Raw genomic sequence first — 23,960 nt, forward strand, 5'->3', positions numbered from 1 at the left:
CATCGCGTTCAAGTGAGGAAACAACATAGCAGCAAAGAAAAGAGCCAGCCTCATGTTAGGGACTGGCTCAGGAAATGGCTTGATCGTGCAATGCGCTCAACGTGATCGGTAACCCTGACCACGCAAAGCGCGTGCAACATCACTGTGAACGGCATTTGGCGCAAACTAGTGCCTCTTGCTCCGGTGCCAATGGCGAAACGCAAATACACCCCGCATCCTCGCCAATCGGTGCCCTGCTGGTCTGCGGCCATACCACCCGCCGCAGGTCAGCACCTCCCTAAAAAATACCAGTGCCACCCACACCAGGTCCATTCCCTGAAAAATAAGGGGTAGCACTTCCTCTACTGCGCCCACCCACTGGATCCCGCATCAAGCGCGGGATGACGGCATTGAAGCAACCCCATCAACCTCACCACCGTCATCCCGGACAAGCACAGCGCAGATCCGGGATCCAGTTTCAAGAAATAGGGGTTATGGTTGGTGTTGAGATACCAGAGTGGTGAGCTTGGATCTCTCATGTAATGCAGAAGGTAAAAGTTGTTACTCAGTCAAAGCTTGAGTTTGAAGCAACAGAGGGCTACCAAGAAGTGATTGCATTTTTTGAAGTTTCTCTGGCCTGCGCTCAAATGATAGATTTTAAGAAAGACTTTTCGGTCACTGGGGCATTGCTGCTTTTGGTGCCATTTATGTTTTTTGCAATGGTCCTCGCCATGGCTGGAGGAGCTTTACTTATTGCATTAGGACACTTGACGCTTGAGCTATATCGCATCGTTTTGGGCAGTTTAGAGAACGCATTTTCTAAACATATGATGTTCCTAACGATGCTTGGTACTCTGTTTGTAATGCCGCTAGTAACTGGTGGGAGTATTTGGCTTGTCCGTAAGCAGTTGCAAAAAGATGATGAAGCCAACTCAATCGCATTCTTGCCTACGCTACAACGAGCGCATCAGCTTATTGTTCAAGATTTAGATCGGGTTCATTTTTTGACGCAAGCTCCGACACTTATTGAACCTTTATTCTTCAAAGAGCTGTCGAAAGAAAAGATTCAGTGCTGACTATGAGATTGTTTCAAGGTCTGCTGAAGCTGTCTCGGCGTTCTTGGATATACGAAGTGAAGTTTATCTATACTTAGACGAAGACGCAGGTATCAAACGCCATGAAATATCGTTGAAATTGCGAGAAATGCAGAAAAAGGCAGAAGTTCTGTTACAAAATGCCAGTGCATCGCAAATAGTAACAGAGCCAGCATATGGAGACTTCCGCAAGGAACTGAAGAGATGCCTCTCTAGTAGTTCATTTAAGTTAGCTGACGGCACTCATAATTGGCACTATTCTGGAGAGCTTGGTCTTCTTCTTGCATCATATAACAGTATGCTTAGTGGGCAAAATGAGCGGTTAATGAAAATTCTTAATGCAAAACACGCTCTTTTGTTTCAGGGACTCGATGAGAAGGCATCTAAACCCTAATTAGGTCAAACCGCTTACAAATCCGGTCTACCGGGGTACCGTCAGAGAGTGGGATGGCTTTCAGCACTTTGTAATCTTTGAAGCCGCGGGAGGTGTAGTAGGCGCGGCCGCCGGTGTTGTCGGCGCGGATGGTGGCGTTGATGGCGACGAGGCCTTTGCCCTTCAGATTAGCAAGGGTCGCTTTGAACAGCGCACTGCCGATGCCGCTCTTGTGCAGGCCCGGCTTTACAAAGGTGCCAATATCAACCCAGTCTGCGGGGATATCTCCGTAATGGCTGGCGATCTGAAAGCCAAGCGGCTCACCGGTTTCACGGTCAATCGCGCAAACAGTGCTTTCCAGAATGTCCGCTTCAAGAAACCACTCGATGAACTCACCTTTGTTCAGCGGCTTCTCAAGCGCAGTTGTCCCCCCGGCCTCAATAATCCGGTTGAGCAGGGCAAGCAGCTCGTTTACATCGTTGCGCTGAGTTTTGCGGATGAAAAACTCGATAGGTTTGGTAGAAGATGTGTCCATTTTTCAAAATTCCTGTTCAACGCAAAAAACACGCAAAGCTTTCAAATCAACGCACATAGCAACGCAAACGACTTATGCCACTGAAATTCCCGCATAAGTGCCAAGCAAGAAACCTGCTAAAACTTTGTTCTTGCTCGCAAAGCCTGCGCCAGAGTGCCTTCGTCAAGGTAATCCAGTTCCCCGCCAACCGGCACACCATGGGCAAGGCGGGTCACTTTCACATTCTCAAATCGCGCAAGCTGGTCCGTAATGAAATGCGCTGTCGTCTGTCCTTCAACGGTGGCATTCACCGCGAGGATAACTTCGTTCACACCACCGCTTTCAACACGCTCCATCAGCTTGGAAATGTTGAGGTCATCCGGCCCAATTCCATCCAGCGGAGACAAGGTGCCACCGAGGACATGATAATGCGCGCTCACAGCCGATGCCCGCTCCAGCGCCCAGAGGTCAGAGACGTCCTCAACCACCACAATGGTGGAGGCATCCCGGCGCGGATCAGAGCAAATGGTGCAAGGATCACTGGTATCAACGGTGCCGCATTCTGAGCAGATGCCAACCTGATCAACAGCCACGCCCATGCTTCCGCCAGAGGGATAAGTAACTGATCTTTCTTCTGAACCAGATGCAAAGCGGCGCGTCTGGCCGAGCGTGGACCAAGGCCGGGCAACTTGGCAAGCAGCTGAATCAGGCGTTCAATTTCGGGACCAGCAACCCTGCGTGTACTCATCGAAAATCTATGCTCTCTGCGAGAAAGAAAAGGCACCCGCAAAGCTGATTTGCGAGACAATGCCAGATAAACTATGCCCGCCTGAGGAGGCGGGCAAGAGGGAATAAATCCAATTCAGGCATGCTGCCAAATCTGCGCAGGGTCGCGGTGATTTGGCAACAGATTTAGCCTGAAGAACTTAGGAGCCGAACGGGAGTTTCATGCCAGCTGGCAGGCCCATGCCGGACATCATGTCCTGCGTGCGCTCCTGAACCAGCGCCTCACCCTTCGCCTTAGCATCATTATGCGCAGCGAGGATAAGATCTTCCAGAATTTCAACTTCATCAGCGTTGATGAGGGATGGATCGATCTTCAATCCGGTCATTTCACCTTTACCATTCAAGGTAACGGTTACCATGCCTGCGCCTGAGGTGCCCTCAACAGAAAGCTCGTTCACAGTCTCCTGAAGCTCGCCCATTTTTTCCTGCATCTGCTTGGCTTGCTTCATCATTTTAAGAAAGTCCATCGACTCGCTCCTTAAACGTCTCTTGAGCGCATGTCGCGCTTCTCTTGTTCTGCTCGTTAGGTTTCATACCACAGAAACCTTAGAAATCTTGGGTGAAATCCATAGAGTCCATGTCTTCTATGTCGACAGGCTCGGACGCCGCTTCAAGGGGGAGATCTTCCTCCTGCTTCAAAATGCGCACGTCAACAACCTTAGCTCCGGGAAAGGCAGAAATAAGTTTCACCACTTCCGGATCAGAATGCGCATCAGAAACCAACTGTCTCTGGTTCGCTTCTTTTTCTTCATGCAAAGTCGGGCGGCCTTGCTCACGGCTAACCGCAACAATCCAGCGACGACCAGTCCATTCTGTTAGTTTTCGGCCCAGTTCACCAGCTGCATCAGGTGTCGCAATCTCCGTTGGCTGCACCTCAATGCGGCCCGGCTGGAAGTTGACAAGTCGCAGAGCGCGCTCAACGGAAACCTTGACCGGAATGTCCTTCATGCGGCCCGCAAGCTGAGCGACCTCAGCCCAGGAGCGGATCGCGATCCTTTCGTTGATCTCTTCCGCTTGCCGCATTTGCGGTGCTGTTTGTGGAACAGCGCCAACGGCTTGTGCCATCGGCTGGCCACCTGCAACAGCGCGCAGCTGAGGCGCAGAACCACCGCCAGAAGGCGCGCCACTCGCGCTTGGTCCACCGCCGCCTTGCGGCCCGTTACCTGCTGGTGCACTGCCACCTGCCGGGGAGAACTTGCCGGACTTGAGCAGCTTCAGCGCCTCTTCCGGATCTGGCAGATCGGAGGCGTAGCACAAGCGCACCAGAACCATGTCAGCCGCGGCCAATGGCTTAGGTGCATTCTGCACTTCATTAATTCCCTTCAGCAAAATCTGCCATGTCCGGGAAAGAACGCGCATGGAAAGCTTCTCAGCAAACTCCCGCCCACGCTGTCTCTCACTCTCCGTCACAGAGTTCTCTTCACCCGCTTTGGGAACCGCTTTCAGGCGAGTCACCAGATGGGTAAAGTCTGCAAGGTCAGAGAGGACAACTGCCGGATCAGCGCCCACATCATACTGGGCTTTGAGCTCATCCAGAGCGCTGGCAATGTCGCCGCGCATCACGTGCTCAAGCAAATCTATCACACGGCTGCGGTCAGCAAGGCCAAGCATCTGCCGCACTTCGTCAGCTTCAATGCGGCCAGCACCATGTGCAATTGCTTGATCCAGAAGGGATAAACTGTCTCGGGCGGAACCCTCACCAGCGCGCGCAATCAGCGTCAGCGCTTCATCGGAGATTTCTATCCCCTCTTTGCCGGAGATCTCACGCAGCAGAGAAACAAGCGTAGAGCTCTCAATCCGGCGCAGGTCAAACCGCTGACAACGGGAGAGGACAGTTACAGGAACCTTGCGGATTTCTGTGGTCGCAAAGATGAACTTCACATGCTCCGGTGGCTCTTCCAGCGTCTTCAACAAACCGTTGAATGCTGCATTCGAAAGCATGTGCACCTCATCGATGATGTACACTTTATACCGCGCATTCGCAGGCCGATACCGCGCCGCCTCGGTAATCTCGCGAATGTCACCAATACCTGTATGAGACGCCGCATCCATCTCGATAACGTCCACATGGCGACCTTCCATGATCGCCTGACAGTGAACGCCTGGTTTGTCTAAGTGGATGGTAGGCTTATCAATTTCGCCTGGGATCTCGTAGTTCAGACCACGCGCCAGAATACGTGCCGTGGTCGTTTTACCGACACCGCGAACACCAGTCAGCATCCACGCTTGTGCGATACGTCCAGTCTCAAATGCATTCTGCAGAGTCTGAACCATCGGCTCCTGACCATAAAGATCATCGAACGTGCTTGGTCGATACTTACGGGCGAGAACGCGATAAGCACCATCGCTGCTGGAAGATTTGTCTTCCGCGCCTGTTGTTGTCTGGTGCTCTTCCTGAAGGTCTATTCCGTCCATGTCGCCCAAATCCTCAGCCACTTCAAAGGCAAGGTAAAACTTATTCCCGGCCATTCAAGACGAAGACCGGCCGCTTGTCGAGTATGGGCGCGGGGAAAATAGGTGGGAGGCTGGCACGATGACCCGTGCCATGGACTCGTTAGGGCTGCTTCCTTCCGGACCTGACCCGGTTGGCGAGTGGCTCGTCCACCACCAACCTCCCGATCGTGTATATGGGCGTTTTGCCTGAAATTTGCAAGTGTTCATTGATGTTTACCGCTCGCTACTGTGGACGAGACTGTGAATCTTCCGATCAATCTGATGAAACAGAAATCACAAAATGTCGTCGCGACATTGCAATTCAGCGGTATCTCGGGTTCACTTTGCATAATTTTATAATTTAAGGAATTCGAAATGCTGGCCGAAACAACTGAGGTGTACGACGCCTCTGCTGCTCTTTGCTATTCTGCCAATTCACTTAATCGCTGTGGGGAAAAACGTAAGGATACAGAATGGGTTAATTCACTCAAAGCTGCGCCGGAAACACGTTTTCTGATCCAGGCAAACGACAGTTTTATCTTTAATACGGACGATGCCAATCAGCCTCTTCTCCACTCTGCTGAGGTGATCAATCTATTAGGCATCACCGATGCCACGACGATTTTTCTCGGCATTGATGAGTGCGACGGCAACCGCCCACACTTCGGCCTGCGTTACTCCACTGACCTGGAAACGATTGACGAAGAACTGGAAAAAATCGGCCATACGCTGCCTACGGCCTGCGCGGCATTGCAATGAAGCGCGCTGCAAGCCAACAAGTGTTGGGCATGATGGCTCAGGCTGCCTCAATGGGCAAATGGCACTCAACCCATAAGATGTGCTCCCAGTGCGGTAAGCCTACTGAACTCGCCGAAGCGGGATATCGCCGTGATTGCCCGTCTTGCTCCGCACAGCACTTCCCAAGAACCGATCCTGCGGTGATAATGTTGATCACCCACGGGGATAAATGCCTGATGGGGCGTCCATACCATCTGATGGAAAATGTCTACACCACACTTGCAGGCTTTGTGGAGCCGGGTGAGACATTTGAAGATGCCGTCCGCCGTGAAGTTTTTGAAGAAGCAGGCGTTAAAGTCGGCACCGTGAAATACGTCGCCAGTCAGCCATGGCCTTTCCCATCAAACATTATGATCGGATTCCACGGCGAAGCGCTGACGACGGACTTGAATATCGACTATGAAGAAATGCAGGATTGTCAGTGGTTTTCCAAAGAGGAGACACTGAAGATGCTCCAAGGCGAAGCAGAGTCGGGATTAATTTGTCCTCCTGACATCTCTATCGCGCATCATTTGATCAAGAAATTTATCGAGGAACAATGACCCATGGTCGACTAGAGCCAGTGGTTGTTTAGCAGGTGCCTGATGGCACCGGGGAGGTGCCATGACTTACTGCATATATCTGACCCACCCAAACGTTTACATCGATCCGGCAACCCCTGTCCCGCACTGGGATTTGTCGGATAAAGGTCGGGAACGCTTAGAACAAGGCCTGCGCCAGCCGTGGCTTTTGGAGATCGACCACGTTATTGCCAGCCGCGAAAAGAAGGCCATTGAAACCGGCCAGATCATCGCGAACCATCTGGGGATCGAGCTCATGACAGCTTCAGGCCTTCATGAGAATGACCGCAGTTCAACCGGCTTCCTGGAGCCGGATGAGTTTGAAACGGTCGCCGATGAGTTCTTCAGCCGCCCCGCAGTCAGCGTACGCGGATGGGAGCGTGCGTTGGATGCCCAAAGCCGCGTAGTAGATGCGATCAAGAAAGCGCTGACCACCATCCCAAGTGGTGAACCTGTGCTCTTCTCCGGCCATGGCGGTGTAGGAACGCTGCTCAAATGCCATCTCGCCAACAACGCAATCGACCGCGCATTTGACCAACCTGCAAATGTTGGAGGCGGTTGCTGGTTTCGGTTTGATCCAGCGGACCTTGAGGCTTGCAAGGCTGACATTGAAAGCCTGAAGTGGCAGCTGATTGATGAGATGGAACTCGCCACTTAACTTGCGCGCTGCAGATAATAAAGAAACTAAGCAGCCTGTTGATCTTGATGGTTGGCAGGCTGCTTTCATAGCTCCGGCTCTTGTTGCTGCTGTGTGAAATGCTTATCTAGAGCGTAACTCTGGAATGTGTTTGGGCATTTCAGATCAAAATACACTTAAAGCAACGACTTAGAGCGGGATGTGTGAGCGTACCGAGCTCTGAGTGCCATTTGTTTTCAAGAATTCGGCGCAAGAGATGTTATCGGCAGCAATCAAAGCATTTTCGCAGGTTTTCGAACCCCATTTCAGAAGCATATTTTTCAAGGCCTTAGGGCTCACCCTGCTTCTTCTCCTCGTAGCTTGGATCGCCATTCAGGGTTTGGTCGGATACTTTATTGACCTTCCAGAGAATTGGCAGGACACGACAGTCAGTATCCTGACTGGCATCGGTGCCTTGATCGGTCTTGGTTACATCCTCGCCCCAGTCTCCGCGATGGTTGTCGCGTTTTATCAGGACCAGATCTCAGATCTCGTTGAAGAACGCTCCTATCCGCATGACAAGCCGGGTAAGGCTCTGCCTCTTGGCGAGTCCATTGTTACCGCTCTGCGTTTTGTTGGTGTTGTAATCATCGCAAACATCTTCGCTTTGATGCTGTTCTTTGTTCCTGGCATCGGGCAGATCGCATTCTTGCTGGTAAACGGCTATTTGCTGGGGCGCGAATACTTTGAATTCGTAGCCATGCGGTTTATGCCAGTGCAGGAGGCAAAAGCCTTCCGCAGATCACAAGGTGGAACTGTGTTTGCGGCAGGCCTCATCGTTGCGTTCGTGCTGGCTATTCCGATCGTCAACCTTATCACGCCACTCTTCGCAACGATCTTTATGGTGCACGTCTTCAAGACGCTCCGGGCGAAACGCAATTTATCCGTTTAGCAGCGAAGAATACTACAATTTTAAGAAATAACAGGAAACAGGTGTGTTTGCTATTAGAAGCTTTATTGCTGACGATCTAACCTGGGCGCATGCTCTGAATGAGGAGCATGCTGTCGAGCTCTCCTCTTTGACACAGGATGGTTTCGCGGAGCTGATCGAAAAGGCGACCTATGTGAAAGTCGCAGACAACGATGCTGGCCTGCTAATCACCTATGATCAGGACGGAGTCTATTCTTCCATTAATTTCAGATGGTTCTGCGAGCACTACGACAACTTCCTCTATGTGGATCGTATCGTGATCTCCAAGATAGCGCGTGGGCAGGGCATTGCCAGAAAGCTCTATGATGACCTCTTTCAGTTCGCAAAAGCGAAGGGATACGAACGTGTCGTCTGTGAGGTGAACTCAGATCCTCCCAACCCAGCTTCTGACGCTTTCCATGCCTCTTTGGGTTTTAAAGTCGTCGGTAAAGCTGAATTGGAAGGAAAAGGGAAGACGGTGCAATATATGGAAAAAGCACTCTGAAAACCGCTGTTTTGCGAAAAGTCAGGGAGTGTTGAGCTGCTTGTTTTGTTACTGCGGCGCCACAGCAGCTCGAAATCTCTACGCCATCGTCTCTCTGCAGTCTTGGCAGGTTGACCTGCCGAGAAAACTGTTTCAGCCTAACGCCAAGCAATGAGGAGGACTCTGTCAGTGAACAACTAAGGCAACCCAAATTCTAATTAGATGCACTGCTGCGTTCAGCGTGGCTGGTGTTTGTTGCCTATTTGTTTTGATGGAGTCTTTATGAGACGCGTTATCTATGACGTCGCCGTAAGTCGCGACGGTTTTATTGCTGGCCCAAACGGCGATGTTTCAATTTTCCCGCACACAGGTGAACATGTAGATGCTTATAATGAGCGTCTATTGACTTATGACACTGTGATCATGGGGCGTCATACCTATGAGTTCGGCTACCAGTTTGGTCTTCCTGCTGGTGCAAAAGCTTACCCACATATGCGCCATCTGATTTTCTCGGAAGGTATTCAGTTGCCCCAAGATGCGGAGGTGGAGACTGTCAGGGCCGACTTCGCTACACGCGTTGAGGAGCTGAAGAACGAGCAGGGCGGTGATATCTATCTGTGCGGTGGGGGGATGTTTGCTGGTCTGCTGGCCGAAAGCAATCTGATCGACGTCCTGCGCTTGAAAGTCGCTCCTGTCGTATGTGGAGGCGGCACACCGTTGTTCGCTAATGTCTCCGAACGGATTGACCTAACCTGCCTCTCCTCAAAGCTCTATGAGAGCGGCGTGGAGTATTGTGAGTTCACTCTGCAGTAAGATGATGACTTTGGCGGAGCGGCTTTTTTCCTGCTCCGCCTTAGCTTGCCATACTTAGTCACGTGCCTCCATGAGCTTCCACCCCTTGTTCTGCCAGCCTTCAGCAGAGAGCTTGATCATGTCGGTGGTGCGGATGAGATAACCAGGCAGTTTGACACTGTTGCCTTTGCTGGTTCTGAACTCCAGATCCATGTTCAGCTTGCCGCCAAGCTTCTTGATCAACGCAGATCCACCACCATCAATGCTACCTGATGAAATGTAGATGAAGTTAACCCGATCGCGGATCGCAACTGAGGCAGCAGCAAAGCTGATCATGTAGCCAAGACCTTGTCGTGTCGGGTTAGTGGTCATGTAGCCTTCCTGAGCCCACACGCCATCGGGCATCAAAATGTTTTCTCCCGGTTCATAAGCAATGTGGTCTGAGTAACAGACGCTGGACGTAAGTGAGGCATCACCATCAAAAATGCCTTCAAGACAATTACGCTGCTCCTCTACTCGGAATGTACGCGTGTCTTTGGCCCATCTGTAGCCCATCTTTGTCTCCTTTTCGGATGTTGTTTGTGGCGATGTAAGCCATCGCTTGAAACGAAGACGCAGAAGGGGAGTGCCTGTGAGATGGGGAGTGGATCAGAAGGCAATTTTGATGGCTAAACTGGATATCGAAACCAGTTGCTCTATTTCTTGCTGATGTGGGTTGTGTCAGCTCATTCACGTTAAATAAAGTTTACGTAAACGTAATTTGACTTTAAGTGATTTTCTGAAAAATTTTCGGTAATTTCAGTAAAATAAAATATGAGCCCAAAACTCAAGATAATAAATAGGCAGTTTCTTGTTACTTGATCACATAGAAACTAACAAAGTTTACACCGCAAAATCTAATCATTTCGGCCAATTTTGAGGGCAAACCTAGTAGAAAAAGCATTTAGTCGCATAGGATGCTTTGACGCACCCAGAAACTGAAGGTATTAGAACCTCATACAACGCCTTGTTTTGTTACGTTTACGTAAGCGTAACTTAAACTAGGGACGGGAGAGAGATTTATGGCGAACGCTGACCTCAAGGCCAACAGGCCATTGTCGCCCCATCTTCAGATCTATAAGCCGATCGTGACGATGGTGATGTCTATTTTGCATCGCATCACCGGTGCGGCGCTTTACTTCGGAACGATCCTGATGGCGTTCTGGCTTGTCTGTGCAGCAGCAGGCCCTGAATCCTATCAGTTCGCGATGGATGTATTCGGTTCCTTCATGGGCCAACTCGTCCTCTTCGGATTCACCTGGGCTCTTGTGCACCATATGCTGGGCGGTTTGCGTCACTTTGTATGGGACATGGGTCATGGCTTTGACTTGTCTGCAGCGAACTGGATGGCTCGCGCAACAATCATTGGCTCCGTAAGCCTCACAGTGATCCTCTGGATCATTGGCTTTATCGTTGCTTAAAGGAGAAACCGATGTCCGATATGCGCACCCCCCTCGCTAAAGTACGCGGCCTTGGTTCTGCCAAAGATGGCACAACACACTTCTGGCGCCAGCGTGTAACCGCTGTAGCCAACGTATTTCTGATTTCCTTCTTTGTTATCCTCGTTATCGCCCTTCAGGGTGCTGATTATGCGAGTTTCACTGAAGCGCTTCAAAATCCGGTCATTTCCATCTTGCTGCTATTGGTAATCCTCGTGGGTTGCCTGCACATGAAGCTGGGCATGCAGGTTATCATCGAAGATTACATTCACTCCGAAGGCCTCAAACTCCTTCTGCTCATGGGTAACATCTTCTTCGTTTCTATTATTGCACTCAGCTCCGTCGTTGCAGTGCTCAAAATCAGCTTCGGAGGCTGATCTCAATGGTTGAACAAACCGGTGTAGCAACAGCGCCGAGCCAGAGCGGCAAGGCCTATGAGTTTGTAGACCACAAGTTTGACGTTGTGGTTGTTGGTGCTGGTGGCGCAGGCCTCCGTGCAACGCTCGGCATGGCTGAGCAGGGCTTGAAGACAGCTTGTATTTCCAAGGTGTTCCCAACCCGCTCCCACACTGTGGCAGCGCAGGGTGGTATCGCAGCAAGCTTGAAGAACATGACGCCAGACTGCTGGCAGTGGCATATGTATGACACTGTGAAGGGCTCTGACTGGCTCGGCGACACTGATGCGATGGAATACCTCGCTCGTGAAGCCCCTAAAGCAGTTTATGAGCTTGAGCACTACGGTGTGCCATTCTCCCGCACGGAAGAAGGCAAGATCTATCAGCGCCCATTCGGCGGCCACATGCAGAACTACGGTGAAGGTCCTCCGGTACAGCGCACCTGTGCAGCTGCTGACCGTACCGGCCACGCAATCCTGCATACGCTTTATGGCCAGTCTCTGCGCCACAACGCAGACTTCTTCATCGAGTACTTCGCACTCGATCTGATCATGTCTGACGACGGCGTGTGTCAGGGTGTTATTGCATGGAACCTCGACGACGGCACCATTCACCGCTTCTCCGCGAAGATGGTTGTTTTGGCGACCGGCGGTTATGGCCGTGCATACTTCTCCGCAACATCCGCTCACACCTGTACTGGTGACGGTGGCGGTATGATCGCACGTGCGGGCCTGCCTCTGCAGGATATGGAGTTCGTTCAGTTCCACCCAACTGGCATCTACGGTTCAGGCTGTCTGATCACTGAAGGTGCGCGCGGTGAAGGTGGTTACCTTGTGAACTCCGAAGGTGAGCGCTTCATGGAGCGTTACGCACCTTCCGCAAAAGACCTTGCATCCCGTGATGTTGTTTCCCGTTGTATGACAATGGAAATCCGCGAAGGCCGTGGTGTTGGCAAAAACAAAGACCACATCTTCCTGCATCTGGATCACCTCGATCCTGACCTGCTGGCAGAGCGTCTTCCAGGCATCTCCGAGAGCGCACGCATCTTCGCAGGCGTTGATGTAACCAAGGCTCCAATTCCGGTTCTGCCAACCGTTCACTACAACATGGGTGGTATTCCAACCAACTATTGGGGTGAAGTGCTGAACCCAACCAAAGACGATCCAAACGCAGTTGCGCCGGGTCTGATGGCTGTTGGTGAAGCTGGTTGTGCATCCGTTCACGGTGCAAACCGCCTCGGTTCCAACTCCCTGATCGACCTTGTTGTGTTCGGTCGTGCGGCAGCAATTCGCGCTGGTGAAGTGATCGACCGCGAAGCTCCAATCCCAGAGCCAAACGAAGCAAGCAGCCAGAAGATCATGGCGCGCTTCGACAAGCTGCGTTTTGCGAAAGGTGGTACTCCAACCGCTGACCTGCGCCTGAAAATGCAGAAGACCATGCAGGAAGATGCTGCGGTGTTCCGTACTCAGGAAAGCCTGGAACAGGGTTGTGAGCGCATCTCCGCAATCTGGGGTGAGCTGAGCGATCTGCACGTTTCCGACAGCTCCATGATCTGGAACTCTGATCTGGTCGAGACTCTCGAACTTGAAAACCTTATGGCCAACGCGATTACCACTGTTTACGGCGCTGAAGCCCGTAAAGAGAGCCGTGGCGCGCACGCTCGTGAAGACTACAAAGATGGTCCTCTGGGTGGTCGTAACGATGACGAGTGGCGCAAGCACACCATCTCCCATCTCTCCGAAGATGGTAAGGTGACGCTCAGCTACCGTCCGGTTGTTCTTGAGCCGCTGACCACCTACGAGCAGGGTGGCATCGACATGAAGAAGATCGCACCGAAAGCCCGCGTCTACTAAGGCGCCGAAACCAGGAGTAACTGTTATGGCTGAATTCCAACTGCCAAAAAACTCCCGGATGGGAGAGGGCAAGGTCTGGCCGAAACCAGAAGGCGCCACCAACGTACGTGAGTACCGCATCTACCGCTGGTCTCCGGACGATGGTCGCAACCCGCGCATCGACACCTACTACGTTGACGCTGACGAGTGTGGCCCAATGGTTCTGGACGCGCTCATCTACATCAAGGACAAGGTCGATCCTACGCTGACCTTCCGTCGTTCTTGTCGTGAGGGTATCTGTGGTTCCTGTGCGATGAACATCGACGGAACCAACACACTGGCATGTACAAAGGGTGCGGACGAATGTTCCCATGAGATCGTCAAGATCTACCCTCTGCCACACATGCCTGTTGTGAAGGACCTTGTACCGGATCTGACACGCTTCTACGCGCAGCACCGCTCTATCGAGCCATGGCTGAAAACCACCACACCTGAGCCTGAAAAAGAATGGCTGCAGTCCTACGAAGATCGCCAGAAACTGGATGGTCTTTATGAGTGCATTCTGTGTGCTTGCTGCTCCACATCTTGCCCAAGCTACTGGTGGAATGGCGACCGTTACCTCGGTCCAGCTATCCTGCTGCAGGCATACCGCTGGCTGATCGACAGCCGTGATGAGGCAACTGGTGAGCGTCTGGACAATCTGGAAGATCCATTCCGTCTGTACCGCTGCCACACCATCATGAACTGCTCTCAGGCATGTCCAAAGGGTCTGAACCCTGCAAAGGCAATTGCTGAGATCAAGAAGATGATGGTTGAGCGCCGCGTCTAATCAGCGTTCAAGCGACCTATCAGAACACAAAAAGCCGCCTCACTGAAATGAGGCGGCTTTTTTCATTTGAGGCTCTGATAGCCTAGAACTTGTAAGAAATACCTAGCCGGATTGCATCGCTATCAATGTCTTCTTTGAAGCGCGTGCCGCCTACGGTGAAGCTGCGGCCCGGGAACACGATACGTTCATAATCGAGGCGCACGATAATCCGCTCAGTGACAAACATTTCAAGACCAGCACCACCAACCCAGCCCAGCATCGTATTGCTGTCTGTGCCGGGGCCAAAGTTTGGATTTGAAGCGCGGAAGGTAGAAACCGCTGCACCACCAGTCACATAGGCCATGAACCAGTCATAAGTCAGACCAGCTCGGATCTTGGCTGCTGCGAAGTAATCGGAGCGCAGGGACATCTCGCCACGTGAACGCTCACCAAAGGCCCAATATGCGCCTTCACCTTCTACGCCGATCAGAATGTTCTGGTATGTATAGTTGTAACCGCCATACAGACCGACTGTGCCGCCGTTGTACTGAGAGCCACTGTTGTTGAAGCGGTTCGTGCCATGCAGACGAGCCCAGCCGCCCTGAACACCGAGATAAAAACCATCCCAGTCATACTCAGGCGGGGTGATCAGCCCGTCGACAACTTCTTCCTCATAAACTTCATAGGGTTCTTCCACCTCAACACCGGGTGGATATTCAACAGCATAGGAATGGCTGCTGAAGCCGAGCAATCCCAATACCGCAAACGCAAATACTCTTAAGCGACTCATTGGTTCCCCCAAAATACGCAAGAGGATGACACGGCTAAAAAATCAGACGTGATAGGTAACTTGATACAAATAAGTCTAGAACTGTGATCTTTATAAATGCTTGATTTTAAAAAGGAAAATTTGCGTTAATGCTAGTTCGAAATGACAAGTACGTACGTGCTGTTTTATAAGTTTCAAGGGAGCGAAATCTGCAATCCCTACGAAACAGTCAACGCCATTGAATGCGGTTTACGAAAAATCAGCGACTCTCTAGCGCCGTTCAACACCCTTGAGCACAAGCTTGATCACGCCAATGCACTCTTTACGCTGAATGTCATAGGGTTCCTGGCTGTGTAACTGAGGAAACCGGAACTTCATTGTGGCCGCGTGGATGTTCCGCGCAACCTGACTAACCTCACGCAGGTCAAACTCTTCAGCAAGGTTGCCGGAATGCAGGATCGTGTGCATCGGCTGACGCACAAGCCGGAACAGCTCTTCAAAGTCCTCTGGACGTTTGCGTTCAAGCACTTGCAGGCAGTCAGCCAATCCCTGATTAAGTTCCAGCAACCTGTATGTCTCTTCAAATTCCATCAAAAGGAATTTGCTCAGACGGGCAGAAGCGCTGGCATTGGGATCAGTCGCAGTTTCAAGGCGTGCAACAAGCTTCACCACCTCAGCAGCAACCACTGCACAGGCAAGATCAATCTTGCTGGGATAGAAGTTATAGATGTGCGCCATCGAAATGCCTGAGGCATCAGCAATTTCGCTCACCGAGGTCTTCTTGTAGCCTTGGGAGAGGAAAGCATCACGGGCAGCGCTGAGAAGATCAGCAGCACGGCCCTTTGCAGTCAGGATTTCTGCGATGGACATCTTAATTTCCGAAATGAAAAAACGAGAGTTCCTTCAGTAATCATAGCTGAGTAAAGATTGCAATGACGTTAGCGTCACATTAACAGGCAAATTATGTAAAAACACGAATGATATTAATACGCTATGCGTGATTTCTTTGATTTTTATCATTGTTGGGTTTCGGTGAATTATTAGTATTAGTAATATCTAATATAAAGGAGTCGAAGCATGGCTGTAGAGAATTGGCAAGAATTTCTGAAACAAACCGACGGTCGCCTCGCTGAACTTCGCCAGGTATCCCTGGCGTAATGAAGGGATTTGGCGAAATCGCAAAAAGCGCGATCGGAACCGGTGCTCTTGAGCCAAAGCAGAAAGAACTCATCGCAATCTCAATTGGTGTGGCTGCGCGCTGCGATGCATGCCTGGGCTACCACGCAAAAGCCTGCATCAAGTACGGCGTAACCCGCGAAGAGCTTATGGAAGCGCTCGGCGTAGCGGTTTACATGGGCGGCGGACCTTCCCTGATGTACGCTGCCGAGGCGCTGAGCGCATTTGATGCTCTTTTGGAAGAAGCGAAGTAAGACACCGCACATCTTCACAATGCCTCTCTGTTTTCCTAAAACTTAGAGAGCAAACTGCTCGTGTGCACTTGCCCTGAATTGCGTTCAAGGGTAAGTGCAACGAGGGGAAGCCTCTTAGATTTCAGGTAGGCAATATTGGTGGGTGCACCTTCACAGGTCGGTTCGGAAAGCTCTTCTGTATTTTTGAGCTTGAAAAGAGCTTTCGTGATTTGGAAAACGAGAGAAATCTGCGTGTTCTGCACGCGGGCGATCTTTCGCACCTCTACCTCAACAAGAAGTCCGAGGACTACTACGCCAATTGCCGGTTCATCTACATTCGGTCAATTGAGCACTACCTCTCCCTTTTTCCTGCTGAAGACACGTTGGAAGTTGACGTAAACACACCAGCAAACGTGTCTGGATGGGATCTGAAGAAGACGCTGATCGCTTTGCTAAAGGGTAATCCTGAGCCTCTGGATTGGGTTCAGTTGAAAGATCCATATGCAGGACACGATGAGTTTCCGAAATCCCTGGTTTCCTTCGCACTTGAGTACTGCGACCCTGTCCGTTTCGCCCTCTATCATTACAACAGGCTAGAGCGCCAAAAACACAGGTTCGATGGGGTTTCACTGACAGAGATCGTTCCTGAGCGACTTTATGATCTTATCCGTTCCTCGCTAGTCCTGCGCTGGTACAACCAGAATCGCTACCAAGCGTTCCGCCTTCACGCCTGATGGAAATCGCGGAAGCGACCTTCATCCGCCCAGTTCTTCGTGGTGAAATCGAAGAGTTGGTTGAGCGCAGTGAAGCTGGAATGATCAAGGATGTTGTTCGTCCAGCAGGCGCAATCAATGACCTGATCCTGTCAGAGTTGGAGGCCGGGCCCGCCTTGTTGGCTCGTCGTCGACGCGCGTTCACACAAGAAACAGCGTCTCAGGCAGACAGATTCTTCCTGAAGTGGGCAGTCGTCCCTAAAAACTAAAGGGCTGATAAGGCCCCTTGTTTACTTCTCGCGATTACTGAGCTGCGGAAACTGCAGAACTGCGCCAGTTTGCGCGAGAAAGGTCTTTACCTTTCTCACAATACCTTGAAATCGCGGGGATTATGACCCTCAGCGCTTGCTGTTAAGACCACGCCGGAGACGTGAACAGCGCAACACAACAGACCAATCCAACGAACCAGACCAGAGAGCGCAAGGTCGCGCGGTTGAGCCAATAGCAGGCGATGTAAAGAAGACGCATCACGATGAACAGGCCGCACAATCTTTCGATCCAGTCTGGGTTGCCGCCATAAGCAAGGGCAACGAGAACTGAAATTGCGAAAAGAGGAAATGCTTCGTAGCCGTTGACCTCAGCAGAGCGGGCGCGCAGGCGAAAACCTTCTTTCCAGTACTCAGGATCTCTTGGATTGGCATTGTCGAATTTGCGCGAAAATTTGGCAGGAAGAACAGATAGCCATGGCATCAGACCGGCAATCAAAATTGTCCATAAAGGAAAAGACATTGTGCAAGCTCCAAACAAGATCAAGAAAATCGGAGCCTTTATACAGGCGTGGAGAAGCAAAGTGAACTGAGTTCACTTAGGTTTGAAGTCAATATGGCGAATATTTCTGTGCCTTGGCTTCGCTCAATCCAAAATCAATCGCATTTATTTTAAGCGCACCGTTCGGTTGTCATCGATCCGAAGAAAAAGGGCACTATGAAGTGCTCGAACCGTATGACACCGAATGATTGGACACTGTCCGGCGCTCCAGTGGAGGCGTGCCTATGACCAAGGCAAATGTACTGTTTGTATGTGTAGATAACTCGTTCCTGAGCCTGGCGGCTGAGGCCTATTTGAATCACACATCCATGGGTGAGTTGCGCGCCTTCTCAGCAGGCCCCTTGCCTCGGGAAGAGATGGTTTCGTTGACGCAGAAAGTTCTTTTCACCAATGGAATGGACGAGAGTGGTCTTCATCCCAAGCCGTGGACCATTTTTTCGCTGCCGCACGCACCTCAGCCTGATTACATAATAAGCCTTCAGACAAGCGTGCTCCTTGACAAGCAACCAATGTGGCCTGGGCACCCTGTGAAGATGAACTGGAACATCTGCCTAGATGAAAACATGCCGCGGAACATAAAAGAGGCTACAGATGCATTCCGCAAAATTAAAGAATCTATAGATCTCGCAATCTCATCTAAGGTATTTTCTAGTGATTCTCTGAATTGGCGTGCCGCTTGTTAAGCTTCACTGTCCCAATGCTTTATCGTAGTTGTCAGATTTTCGCATATTTCCCCTAGGAAACAGGGGTTTCAGTGGGAAACTCACATTTTTTTGAGTGCTAAACCTTTCACCTGCCATGTTTTAGGGGCAGTTTCTTAAGGTCTTTATGGTTAATACGCCTTAATTCACAAGGCTGGGATGACACCACTATGAATCGTAGTTTGACGATTGCATTTGTTTCTGTAATTGCACTTTCCACTATGGCGTGCCAACGGACGACGTATACCCGTAGCTATGTCTCTCCGTTGCCTGCTTCCCCGATCTCACCAATCGAAGGCCAGACACTGTCGCCGATCACACCTGGTCAGCCAGGCTCTGAAGGCCAGATCCTGGTTGATGGTCAGGACGCAAACGCTAACTCTCAGGTTGTTTCTGCGCCACCTGCTCCAAACGTAAACGCAACAGGCGGTTCCGTAGGCCGGACTGACCTGCTGGGCGGCTGGAGCGTTTCTTCTGGCGGCGACAACTGTAAGCTCTTCATGACCCTGACCAAATGGAGTGGCGGCTACCGCGCGAACACCCGCGGCTGTAGCGATGCAACACTCTCTCAGATCTCCGCATGGAATCTGAATGGCAATCAGGTTGTCCTGAAAGACGCTGGCGGCGGAAACGTAGCGACTCTTTCTGGTGGCGGAACCAACTTTTCCGGCCAGACAGCAAACGGCGCTCCAATCAACTTCGCCCGCTAATCATCAGTTGATAATCTTATAAGTTTAGAAGCGTTGCGCTGGCATCAGGCGCAGCGCTTTTTGTGTTTGTGCAAGTGCGCCGTAGATTTTGATGAGATGTGAGGCATTGGTTTTACGAATAAACCCTATTGTACTTGCGTCTGGGTAGCGCTCTCCATTATGCCATGGGCAAATATGCCCAATAGGTGGGTGATTTGCCCTTCAAAAAATCAGCTTAAGGAATGTGAGCTCCGTGCTTGAGAATACGTCTAACCTAACAACCGTCCTTGCCAACTATGAAGCAATGGTCGCGCGGGGCGATCTGGAAGCAGACCCAGCGCAGATTCAGGTGGCAAAGTCTCTTGATGCTTTGACAGCCGAAATGGCACAGCGAAAGCCGGAAGAGAAGAAGGGCCTGCTGGGACGCTTGTTTAGCAAAGGCAAGGAAGAGCAGGAGTTCACCAAGGGGCTCTATGTCTGGGGTTCCGTTGGACGCGGCAAGACCATGCTCATGGATCTGTTCTTCGATCTAAGCCCAGAGCCTAAGAAGCATCGCTCTCACTTTCACGAGTTCATGGAAGAAGTTCATGACCGCGTGTTTATCGTCCGAAAGCAGATTAGCGCTGGCACTATCAAGGATCGTGACCCAATCATCCCGATTGCTGAGCAGATCGCCAGCGAAATGCGTCTCCTTTGTTTTGACGAGTTCACTGTCACGGACATTGCTGACGCTATGTTGCTAGGACGTTTGTTTGGCAAGTTGTTCGAAGCCGGTGTTGTCGTCGTGTGCACCTCAAACGTGGTGCCAGACGAGCTCTATAAGGACGGACTGAATAGAAATCACATTCTTCCATTCATCCGTTCTCTGAACGAGCGGATGAATATTCTGCACCTTGATGCCCCTACTGATTATCGCCTTGAAAAGCTCTCCGGCTCAGACACGTACCTGGAGCCACTTGGCCCGGAAAGCCTGCAGCGCATGGAGAAGCTCTGGGGCAGCATGACTTATGGCCTTCAATGCCACCTAGTTGAGCTGGAAAACAAGGGCCGGAAAATCCCGGTAAGCCGGACTTGTAGCGCGATTGCCTGGTTCACATTCCAGGAGCTCTGCTGTACCCCGCTGGGACCGTCCGATTATCTGCGTATTGCACATGCTTTCAACACAGTTTTCCTCGAAGGTGTGCCCGTCTTGGATAAGACACGTCGGAATGAGGCTAAGCGATTCATTAATCTGATCGATACGCTATATGACAATCACGTCCATCTCGTGATTCAGGCAGGCGCAGAGCCGCAAGACCTCTATGTTGCCTCTTCTGGAACGGAAGCTTTTGAGTTCGATCGCACTGCTTCGCGGCTCATTGAAATGCGTTCGGAAGAGTACTTGATGCATGAGCAGAATACCTAAAACTGAAAAAATTTAAATATTTTCAGAAATGACGTATTGAGAGCTTATCCAAACTGCTTAAAAAACGTCATTTTACGGAAAATAACGCGGATGTGTGCTTCATTTGGGTTGCGCACATGCGTCAAAAACGCTACCCACTGCGACAAATAGGCACCATATATCATGGTTCTATGTTACGTAAAGGGGAGCTCCTCATGGCGCGCAACAAGATTGCTTTGATTGGATCTGGTCAGATTGGTGGCACACTTGCACACCTCGCTGGTCTGAAAGAACTGGGTGATATCGTTCTGTTCGATATTGCTGAAGGTATGCCTCAGGGTAAGGCTTTGGACCTGGCAGAATCTTCTCCGGTTGATGGCTTTGACTCAGGTCTGTCTGGCACCAACACCTATGAAGGTATCGAAGGCGCTGATGTCGTCATCGTGACCGCAGGTGTTCCTCGTAAACCTGGCATGAGCCGTGATGACCTGCTTGAAATCAACCTGAAGGTTATGGAGCAGGTTGGTGCTGGTATTAAGAAGTACGCACCAGACGCATTCGTTATCTGCATCACCAACCCACTCGACGCAATGGTTTGGGCTCTCCAGAAGTTCTCTGGTCTGCCAGCTAACAAAGTTGTCGGCATGGCTGGTGTTCTGGACAGCGCGCGCTTCCGCTACTTCCTCGCTGAAGAATTCAACGTATCCGTAGAAGACGTAACCGCATTCGTTCTTGGCGGTCACGGCGACACCATGGTTCCGCTGACACGTTACTCCACCGTTGCAGGTGTGCCTCTGACCGATCTGGTTAAGATGGGCTGGCTCACTGCAGAGCGTCTGGAAGAAATCGTACAGCGCACCCGTGATGGTGGCGCAGAGATCGTAGGTCTGCTGAAAACTGGTTCCGCATTCTACGCACCAGCTGCTTCTGCTATCCAGATGGCTGAGAGCTACCTGAAAGATAAAAAGCGCGTTCTTCCATGTGCGGCTCATCTTGATGGTCAGTACGGTCAGAAAGATATGTACGTTGGCGTGCCAACCGTTATCGGCGCAAATGGCATCGAACGTATCATTGAAATCGATCTCAATAGCGATGAAAAAGCTATGTTCGACAAGTCCGTTGCTTCCGTAAACGGTCTCGTTGACGCTTGTAAGAAAATCCAGCCTGCTCTGGCATAAGCCAGGCAAGCTTTGATCTGAAAGGCTGGCAGCAATTGTCGTTGCCAGTCTAGCTTCCTGCTCCGGCAGGGCCCTTAGAATGGGAAGTGCAGATGAACATTCATGAGTATCAGGCTAAAGCAGTCCTGAAAGAATACGGCGCACCGGTTGCTGAAGGTGTCGCAATTTTCTCCGCAGACGAAGCAAAAGCTGCGGCAGATAAACTTCCTGGCCCGCTTTGGGTTGTGAAGTCCCAGATCCACGCCGGTGGCCGTGGTAAAGGTAAGTTCAAGGAACTCGGCCCAGACGCAAAGGGCGGCGTTCGCTTGGCATTCAGCAAGGACGAAGTTGAGTCCCACGCGAATGAGATGCTTGGCAACACCCTCGTAACCGCTCAGACCGGTGACGCAGGTAAAGTTGTAAACCGTCTTTACATTGAAGACGGTGCAGACATCGATCGCGAACTGTACCTCTCCCTTCTGGTAGACCGTACTTGTGGTCAGGTTGCTTTCGTAGCATCCACCGAAGGCGGCATGGACATCGAAGAAGTTGCACACGCAACTCCTGAAAAGATCCTCACCCTGCCAATCAATCCATTGGAAGGTGTGACTGAAGAGAAAGCTGCTGCGCTTTGCGACACCCTCAAGCTTGAAGGTGAAGCACGCGAAGACGGCATGAAGCTGTTCCCGATCCTCTACAAAGCATTTGTAGAAAAGGATATGGCGCTTCTCGAAATCAACCCGCTGATCGTCATGGAAAACGGTCGTCTGCGCGTTCTGGATGCGAAAGTATCCTTCGACGGCAACGCACTGTTCCGCCACGAAGACATCGTTGCTCTGCGCGATAAAACCGAAGAAGACGAAAAAGAGATCGAAGCTTCCAAGCACGACCTCGCTTACGTTGCTCTTGACGGTAACATCGGCTGTATGGTGAACGGTGCTGGTCTCGCAATGGCGACCATGGACATCATCAAGCTGTATGGTGCTGAGCCTGCAAACTTCCTCGACGTTGGTGGCGGCGCTACCAAAGAGAAAGTAACCTCTGCGTTCAAGATCATCACGTCTGATCCAAACGTACAGGGCATTCTGGTTAACATCTTCGGTGGCATCATGCGCTGTGACGTTATCGCAGAAGGCGTGCTGGCTGCTGTTAAAGAAGTTGGCCTGCAGGTTCCACTCGTTGTGCGTCTTGAAGGCACCAACGTTGAGCTTGGCAAGAAGATCATCAACGAGAGCGGCATGAATGTTATTCCTGCTGACGATCTCGATGACGCAGCTCAGAAAATCGTAGCTGCTGTGAAGGAGGTCGCATAATGTCCATCCTCGTAGATAAAGACACCAAAGTAATCGTTCAGGGTCTGACCGGTAAAACCGGCACATTCCACACTGAGCAGGCACTGGCATACTTCGGCACCAAAATGGTTGCTGGCGTACACCCTAAAAAAGGCGGCGAAACCTGGTCTTCTGGCCTCGATTCCGCAGCTGAACTGCCAATCTTCGCTTCCGTTAAAGAAGCTAAAGAGGCAACCGGTGCAAACGCTTCTGTAGTTTACGTTCCACCAGCAGGTGCAGCAGCTGCAATCATCGAAGCAATCGACGCAGAAATCCCATTCATCGTTTGTATCACTGAGGGTATCCCAGTTGCAGACATGGTGAAGGTGAAAGCTCGCCTCGATAACTCCAACAGCCGTCTGCTTGGCCCGAACTGCCCAGGCGTTCTGACCCCTGAAGAATGTAAAATCGGCATCATGCCTGGTTCTATCTTCAAAAAGGGTAATGTTGGCATCGTGTCCCGCTCAGGTACCCTGACTTATGAAGCTGTGTTCCAGACTTCTCAGGAAGGCCTCGGCCAGACCACTGCTGTTGGCATCGGTGGTGACCCGGTTAAGGGCACCGAGTTCATCGACATGCTGGACCTGTTCCTGGACGACCCAGAAACAGAATCCATCATCATGATCGGTGAGATCGGTGGTTCTGCTGAAGAAGAAGCTGCTGAGTGGCTGAAAGAACAGGCTGCTAAAGGCCGCAAGAAGCCAATGGTTGGCTTCATCGCAGGTCGTACAGCGCCTCCAGGCCGTACCATGGGTCATGCAGGTGCTGTGATCTCTGGCGGTAAAGGTGGTGCTGATGACAAGATCGCAGCAATGGAAGATGCGGGCATCCGTGTATCTCCATCCCCTGCGAAGCTTGGCAAAACCCTTGTTGCTCTTCTCGAAGAATTGAAGCAAGGCGCTTAAAAATTACACCTCCTATACTATTTAGGAGGCATACTAAATCGACTGTCGGTGAATCACTTTCATCGACAGTCCTTGAGGAGGCAGTAAGTCCCCAGGCTTACTGTCAGTCGCGGGACCCAAGGGTATGTGGTGTGTGACACCCGCCCAAAGAAAGTAGGGCGG

General features: G+C 51.3%; 28 protein-coding genes, 1 other RNA gene and 1 pseudogene. 21 read left to right on the top strand and 9 right to left on the bottom strand.

Features of this window, described 5'->3' with window-relative positions; all coding sequences use genetic code 11:
* The first annotated feature begins 521 nt into the window (after positions 1-521).
* Complete coding sequence (locus JCM12308_RS03965) at positions 522-1,055, top strand: hypothetical protein (protein WP_054782930.1); 534 nt, start codon at positions 522-524, stop codon at positions 1,053-1,055.
* Between the two features lie 43 nt (positions 1,056-1,098).
* Positions 1,099-1,467, top strand: a complete 369-nt coding sequence (locus JCM12308_RS03970) for a hypothetical protein (RefSeq protein ID WP_054782931.1) — start codon at positions 1,099-1,101, stop codon at positions 1,465-1,467.
* On the opposite strand, the gene JCM12308_RS03975 is transcribed toward JCM12308_RS03970, so the two are convergent.
* The 5 genes and pseudogenes from JCM12308_RS03975 to ffs all read right to left on the bottom strand — a co-directional run bounded on the left by JCM12308_RS03975 (position 1,457) and on the right by ffs (position 5,362).
* A complete protein-coding gene (locus JCM12308_RS03975) occupies positions 1,457-1,981 on the bottom strand; it encodes a GNAT family N-acetyltransferase (RefSeq protein ID WP_054782932.1) in 525 nt (174 codons plus the stop codon). The genes JCM12308_RS03970 and JCM12308_RS03975 overlap by 11 nt on opposite strands.
* Before the next feature lie 116 nt (positions 1,982-2,097).
* A pseudogene (gene recR, locus JCM12308_RS03980) lies at positions 2,098-2,708 on the bottom strand (recombination mediator RecR).
* A gap of 178 nt (positions 2,709-2,886) precedes the next feature.
* Complete coding sequence (locus JCM12308_RS03985; RefSeq protein WP_008548682.1) at positions 2,887-3,213, bottom strand: YbaB/EbfC family nucleoid-associated protein; 327 nt, start codon at positions 3,211-3,213, stop codon at positions 2,887-2,889.
* A gap of 79 nt (positions 3,214-3,292) precedes the next feature.
* Positions 3,293-5,161 carry a DNA polymerase III subunit gamma/tau gene (locus JCM12308_RS03990; protein ID WP_208608969.1) on the bottom strand — a complete coding sequence of 623 codons (1,869 nt, stop codon included), beginning with the start codon at positions 5,159-5,161 and terminating at the stop codon, positions 3,293-3,295.
* Between the two features lie 102 nt (positions 5,162-5,263).
* An RNA gene (gene ffs, locus JCM12308_RS27675) (signal recognition particle sRNA small type) lies at positions 5,264-5,362 on the bottom strand.
* Between the two features lie 192 nt (positions 5,363-5,554).
* On the opposite strand from ffs, the gene JCM12308_RS28950 reads away from it, so the two are divergent.
* From JCM12308_RS28950 to JCM12308_RS04015, 6 genes are all read left to right on the top strand, one after another.
* On the top strand, positions 5,555-5,938 hold the full coding sequence (locus tag JCM12308_RS28950) for a hypothetical protein (protein WP_208978235.1): 384 nt from the start codon (positions 5,555-5,557) through the stop codon (positions 5,936-5,938).
* A complete protein-coding gene (gene nudC / locus JCM12308_RS28955) occupies positions 5,935-6,519 on the top strand; it encodes an NAD(+) diphosphatase (protein ID WP_208978236.1) in 585 nt (194 codons plus the stop codon). Before JCM12308_RS28950 ends, nudC begins: the two co-directional genes overlap by 4 nt.
* 61 nt (positions 6,520-6,580) lie before the next feature.
* Positions 6,581-7,195, top strand: coding sequence for a histidine phosphatase family protein (locus tag JCM12308_RS04000; protein WP_054782934.1), 615 nt, complete (start codon positions 6,581-6,583; stop codon positions 7,193-7,195).
* A 235-nt stretch (positions 7,196-7,430) separates the two neighbouring features.
* Positions 7,431-8,105 carry a sulfate transporter family protein gene (locus JCM12308_RS04005; protein ID WP_054782935.1) on the top strand — a complete coding sequence of 225 codons (675 nt, stop codon included), beginning with the start codon at positions 7,431-7,433 and terminating at the stop codon, positions 8,103-8,105.
* A gap of 43 nt (positions 8,106-8,148) precedes the next feature.
* Positions 8,149-8,628, top strand: a complete 480-nt coding sequence (locus tag JCM12308_RS04010) for a GNAT family N-acetyltransferase (RefSeq protein ID WP_054782936.1) — start codon at positions 8,149-8,151, stop codon at positions 8,626-8,628.
* 261 nt (positions 8,629-8,889) lie between these two features.
* Complete coding sequence (locus JCM12308_RS04015; RefSeq protein WP_054782937.1) at positions 8,890-9,420, top strand: dihydrofolate reductase family protein; 531 nt, start codon at positions 8,890-8,892, stop codon at positions 9,418-9,420.
* A gap of 54 nt (positions 9,421-9,474) precedes the next feature.
* On the opposite strand, the gene JCM12308_RS04020 is transcribed toward JCM12308_RS04015, so the two are convergent.
* Positions 9,475-9,954: a hypothetical protein gene (locus JCM12308_RS04020; RefSeq protein ID WP_054782938.1), complete on the bottom strand. Its 480-nt coding sequence runs from the start codon at positions 9,952-9,954 to the stop codon at positions 9,475-9,477.
* A gap of 506 nt (positions 9,955-10,460) precedes the next feature.
* On the opposite strand from JCM12308_RS04020, the gene sdhC reads away from it, so the two are divergent.
* From sdhC to JCM12308_RS04040, 4 genes are read left to right on the top strand one after another with little or no spacing between them, the layout of a single operon-like run.
* Positions 10,461-10,859, top strand: a complete 399-nt coding sequence (gene sdhC / locus JCM12308_RS04025) for a succinate dehydrogenase, cytochrome b556 subunit (RefSeq protein ID WP_054782939.1) — start codon at positions 10,461-10,463, stop codon at positions 10,857-10,859.
* An 11-nt stretch (positions 10,860-10,870) separates the two neighbouring features.
* Positions 10,871-11,254 carry a succinate dehydrogenase, hydrophobic membrane anchor protein gene (sdhD, locus tag JCM12308_RS04030; RefSeq protein ID WP_008548683.1) on the top strand — a complete coding sequence of 128 codons (384 nt, stop codon included), beginning with the start codon at positions 10,871-10,873 and terminating at the stop codon, positions 11,252-11,254.
* A gap of 5 nt (positions 11,255-11,259) precedes the next feature.
* A complete protein-coding gene (sdhA, locus tag JCM12308_RS04035) occupies positions 11,260-13,125 on the top strand; it encodes a succinate dehydrogenase flavoprotein subunit (RefSeq protein WP_008548323.1) in 1,866 nt (621 codons plus the stop codon).
* Positions 13,126-13,150: 25 nt separating this feature from the next.
* On the top strand, positions 13,151-13,933 hold the full coding sequence (locus JCM12308_RS04040; protein ID WP_008548236.1) for a succinate dehydrogenase iron-sulfur subunit: 783 nt from the start codon (positions 13,151-13,153) through the stop codon (positions 13,931-13,933).
* Positions 13,934-14,015: 82 nt separating this feature from the next.
* On the opposite strand, the gene JCM12308_RS04045 is transcribed toward JCM12308_RS04040, so the two are convergent.
* Together JCM12308_RS04045 and JCM12308_RS04050 are read right to left on the bottom strand one after the other, a co-directional pair.
* Complete coding sequence (locus JCM12308_RS04045; protein ID WP_054782940.1) at positions 14,016-14,702, bottom strand: outer membrane protein; 687 nt, start codon at positions 14,700-14,702, stop codon at positions 14,016-14,018.
* A gap of 249 nt (positions 14,703-14,951) precedes the next feature.
* Positions 14,952-15,551 carry a TetR/AcrR family transcriptional regulator gene (locus JCM12308_RS04050; RefSeq protein WP_008548272.1) on the bottom strand — a complete coding sequence of 200 codons (600 nt, stop codon included), beginning with the start codon at positions 15,549-15,551 and terminating at the stop codon, positions 14,952-14,954.
* A gap of 287 nt (positions 15,552-15,838) precedes the next feature.
* Between JCM12308_RS04050 and JCM12308_RS04055 the strand changes: the two genes are divergently transcribed.
* The 3 genes from JCM12308_RS04055 to JCM12308_RS28965 all read left to right on the top strand — a co-directional run bounded on the left by JCM12308_RS04055 (position 15,839) and on the right by JCM12308_RS28965 (position 17,072).
* The gene (locus JCM12308_RS04055) at positions 15,839-16,111 is read left to right on the top strand and encodes a carboxymuconolactone decarboxylase family protein (RefSeq protein ID WP_208978237.1); all 273 of its coding nucleotides are present in this window, start codon (positions 15,839-15,841) and stop codon (positions 16,109-16,111) included.
* Positions 16,112-16,320: 209 nt separating this feature from the next.
* Positions 16,321-16,824, top strand: coding sequence for a DNA polymerase beta superfamily protein (locus JCM12308_RS28960; RefSeq protein WP_208978238.1), 504 nt, complete (start codon positions 16,321-16,323; stop codon positions 16,822-16,824).
* Positions 16,824-17,072, top strand: coding sequence for a hypothetical protein (locus JCM12308_RS28965; protein WP_208978239.1), 249 nt, complete (start codon positions 16,824-16,826; stop codon positions 17,070-17,072). The genes JCM12308_RS28960 and JCM12308_RS28965 overlap by 1 nt, the downstream gene beginning before the upstream one ends.
* Positions 17,073-17,214: 142 nt before the next feature.
* On the opposite strand, the gene JCM12308_RS04065 is transcribed toward JCM12308_RS28965, so the two are convergent.
* Complete coding sequence (locus JCM12308_RS04065; RefSeq protein WP_054782941.1) at positions 17,215-17,592, bottom strand: MAPEG family protein; 378 nt, start codon at positions 17,590-17,592, stop codon at positions 17,215-17,217.
* Between the two features lie 263 nt (positions 17,593-17,855).
* On the opposite strand from JCM12308_RS04065, the gene JCM12308_RS04070 reads away from it, so the two are divergent.
* From JCM12308_RS04070 to sucD, 6 genes are all read left to right on the top strand, one after another.
* Entirely contained in the window at positions 17,856-18,314 is a 459-nt protein-coding gene (locus tag JCM12308_RS04070) for an arsenate-mycothiol transferase ArsC (RefSeq protein WP_054782942.1), read from the top strand.
* Positions 18,315-18,502: 188 nt separating this feature from the next.
* A complete protein-coding gene (locus JCM12308_RS04075; protein ID WP_008548619.1) occupies positions 18,503-19,042 on the top strand; it encodes an AprI/Inh family metalloprotease inhibitor in 540 nt (179 codons plus the stop codon).
* Positions 19,043-19,274: 232 nt separating this feature from the next.
* Positions 19,275-20,426, top strand: coding sequence for a cell division protein ZapE (gene zapE, locus JCM12308_RS04080; protein WP_054783069.1), 1,152 nt, complete (start codon positions 19,275-19,277; stop codon positions 20,424-20,426).
* A gap of 194 nt (positions 20,427-20,620) precedes the next feature.
* A complete protein-coding gene (gene mdh, locus JCM12308_RS04085) occupies positions 20,621-21,583 on the top strand; it encodes a malate dehydrogenase (protein ID WP_008548788.1) in 963 nt (320 codons plus the stop codon).
* Between the two features lie 92 nt (positions 21,584-21,675).
* On the top strand, positions 21,676-22,875 hold the full coding sequence (sucC, locus tag JCM12308_RS04090; RefSeq protein ID WP_054782943.1) for an ADP-forming succinate--CoA ligase subunit beta: 1,200 nt from the start codon (positions 21,676-21,678) through the stop codon (positions 22,873-22,875).
* Entirely contained in the window at positions 22,875-23,798 is a 924-nt protein-coding gene (gene sucD, locus JCM12308_RS04095) for a succinate--CoA ligase subunit alpha (RefSeq protein ID WP_014283507.1), read from the top strand. Before sucC ends, sucD begins: the two co-directional genes overlap by 1 nt.
* Positions 23,799-23,960 lie beyond the last annotated feature (162 nt).

Source organism: Pseudovibrio denitrificans JCM 12308, from assembly GCF_001310815.1.
GTDB classification, from domain to species: domain Bacteria; phylum Pseudomonadota; class Alphaproteobacteria; order Rhizobiales; family Stappiaceae; genus Pseudovibrio; species Pseudovibrio denitrificans.

Coding starts and splice junctions, on each gene's coding strand:
- JCM12308_RS28950 (WP_208978235.1), top strand. CDS start 5,555: ATGCTGGCCGAAACAACTGAGGTGTACGACGCCTCTGCTGCTCTTTGC.
- JCM12308_RS04015 (WP_054782937.1), top strand. CDS start 8,890: ATGAGACGCGTTATCTATGACGTCGCCGTAAGTCGCGACGGTTTTATT.
- JCM12308_RS04065 (WP_054782941.1), bottom strand. CDS start 17,592: ATGTCTTTTCCTTTATGGACAATTTTGATTGCCGGTCTGATGCCATGG.
- sdhC (WP_054782939.1), top strand. CDS start 10,461: ATGGCGAACGCTGACCTCAAGGCCAACAGGCCATTGTCGCCCCATCTT.
- nudC (WP_208978236.1), top strand. CDS start 5,935: ATGAAGCGCGCTGCAAGCCAACAAGTGTTGGGCATGATGGCTCAGGCT.
- JCM12308_RS04055 (WP_208978237.1), top strand. CDS start 15,839: ATGAAGGGATTTGGCGAAATCGCAAAAAGCGCGATCGGAACCGGTGCT.
- JCM12308_RS04005 (WP_054782935.1), top strand. CDS start 7,431: ATGTTATCGGCAGCAATCAAAGCATTTTCGCAGGTTTTCGAACCCCAT.
- JCM12308_RS03990 (WP_208608969.1), bottom strand. CDS start 5,161: ATGGACGGAATAGACCTTCAGGAAGAGCACCAGACAACAACAGGCGCG.
- JCM12308_RS03965 (WP_054782930.1), top strand. CDS start 522: ATGCAGAAGGTAAAAGTTGTTACTCAGTCAAAGCTTGAGTTTGAAGCA.
- mdh (WP_008548788.1), top strand. CDS start 20,621: ATGGCGCGCAACAAGATTGCTTTGATTGGATCTGGTCAGATTGGTGGC.
- JCM12308_RS04075 (WP_008548619.1), top strand. CDS start 18,503: ATGAATCGTAGTTTGACGATTGCATTTGTTTCTGTAATTGCACTTTCC.
- sucC (WP_054782943.1), top strand. CDS start 21,676: ATGAACATTCATGAGTATCAGGCTAAAGCAGTCCTGAAAGAATACGGC.
- JCM12308_RS04000 (WP_054782934.1), top strand. CDS start 6,581: ATGACTTACTGCATATATCTGACCCACCCAAACGTTTACATCGATCCG.
- JCM12308_RS03985 (WP_008548682.1), bottom strand. CDS start 3,213: ATGGACTTTCTTAAAATGATGAAGCAAGCCAAGCAGATGCAGGAAAAA.
- sdhA (WP_008548323.1), top strand. CDS start 11,260: ATGGTTGAACAAACCGGTGTAGCAACAGCGCCGAGCCAGAGCGGCAAG.
- JCM12308_RS03975 (WP_054782932.1), bottom strand. CDS start 1,981: ATGGACACATCTTCTACCAAACCTATCGAGTTTTTCATCCGCAAAACT.
- JCM12308_RS04020 (WP_054782938.1), bottom strand. CDS start 9,954: ATGGGCTACAGATGGGCCAAAGACACGCGTACATTCCGAGTAGAGGAG.
- JCM12308_RS28965 (WP_208978239.1), top strand. CDS start 16,824: ATGGAAATCGCGGAAGCGACCTTCATCCGCCCAGTTCTTCGTGGTGAA.
- sucD (WP_014283507.1), top strand. CDS start 22,875: ATGTCCATCCTCGTAGATAAAGACACCAAAGTAATCGTTCAGGGTCTG.
- sdhD (WP_008548683.1), top strand. CDS start 10,871: ATGTCCGATATGCGCACCCCCCTCGCTAAAGTACGCGGCCTTGGTTCT.
- JCM12308_RS04050 (WP_008548272.1), bottom strand. CDS start 15,551: ATGTCCATCGCAGAAATCCTGACTGCAAAGGGCCGTGCTGCTGATCTT.
- JCM12308_RS04070 (WP_054782942.1), top strand. CDS start 17,856: ATGACCAAGGCAAATGTACTGTTTGTATGTGTAGATAACTCGTTCCTG.
- JCM12308_RS04040 (WP_008548236.1), top strand. CDS start 13,151: ATGGCTGAATTCCAACTGCCAAAAAACTCCCGGATGGGAGAGGGCAAG.
- JCM12308_RS04045 (WP_054782940.1), bottom strand. CDS start 14,702: ATGAGTCGCTTAAGAGTATTTGCGTTTGCGGTATTGGGATTGCTCGGC.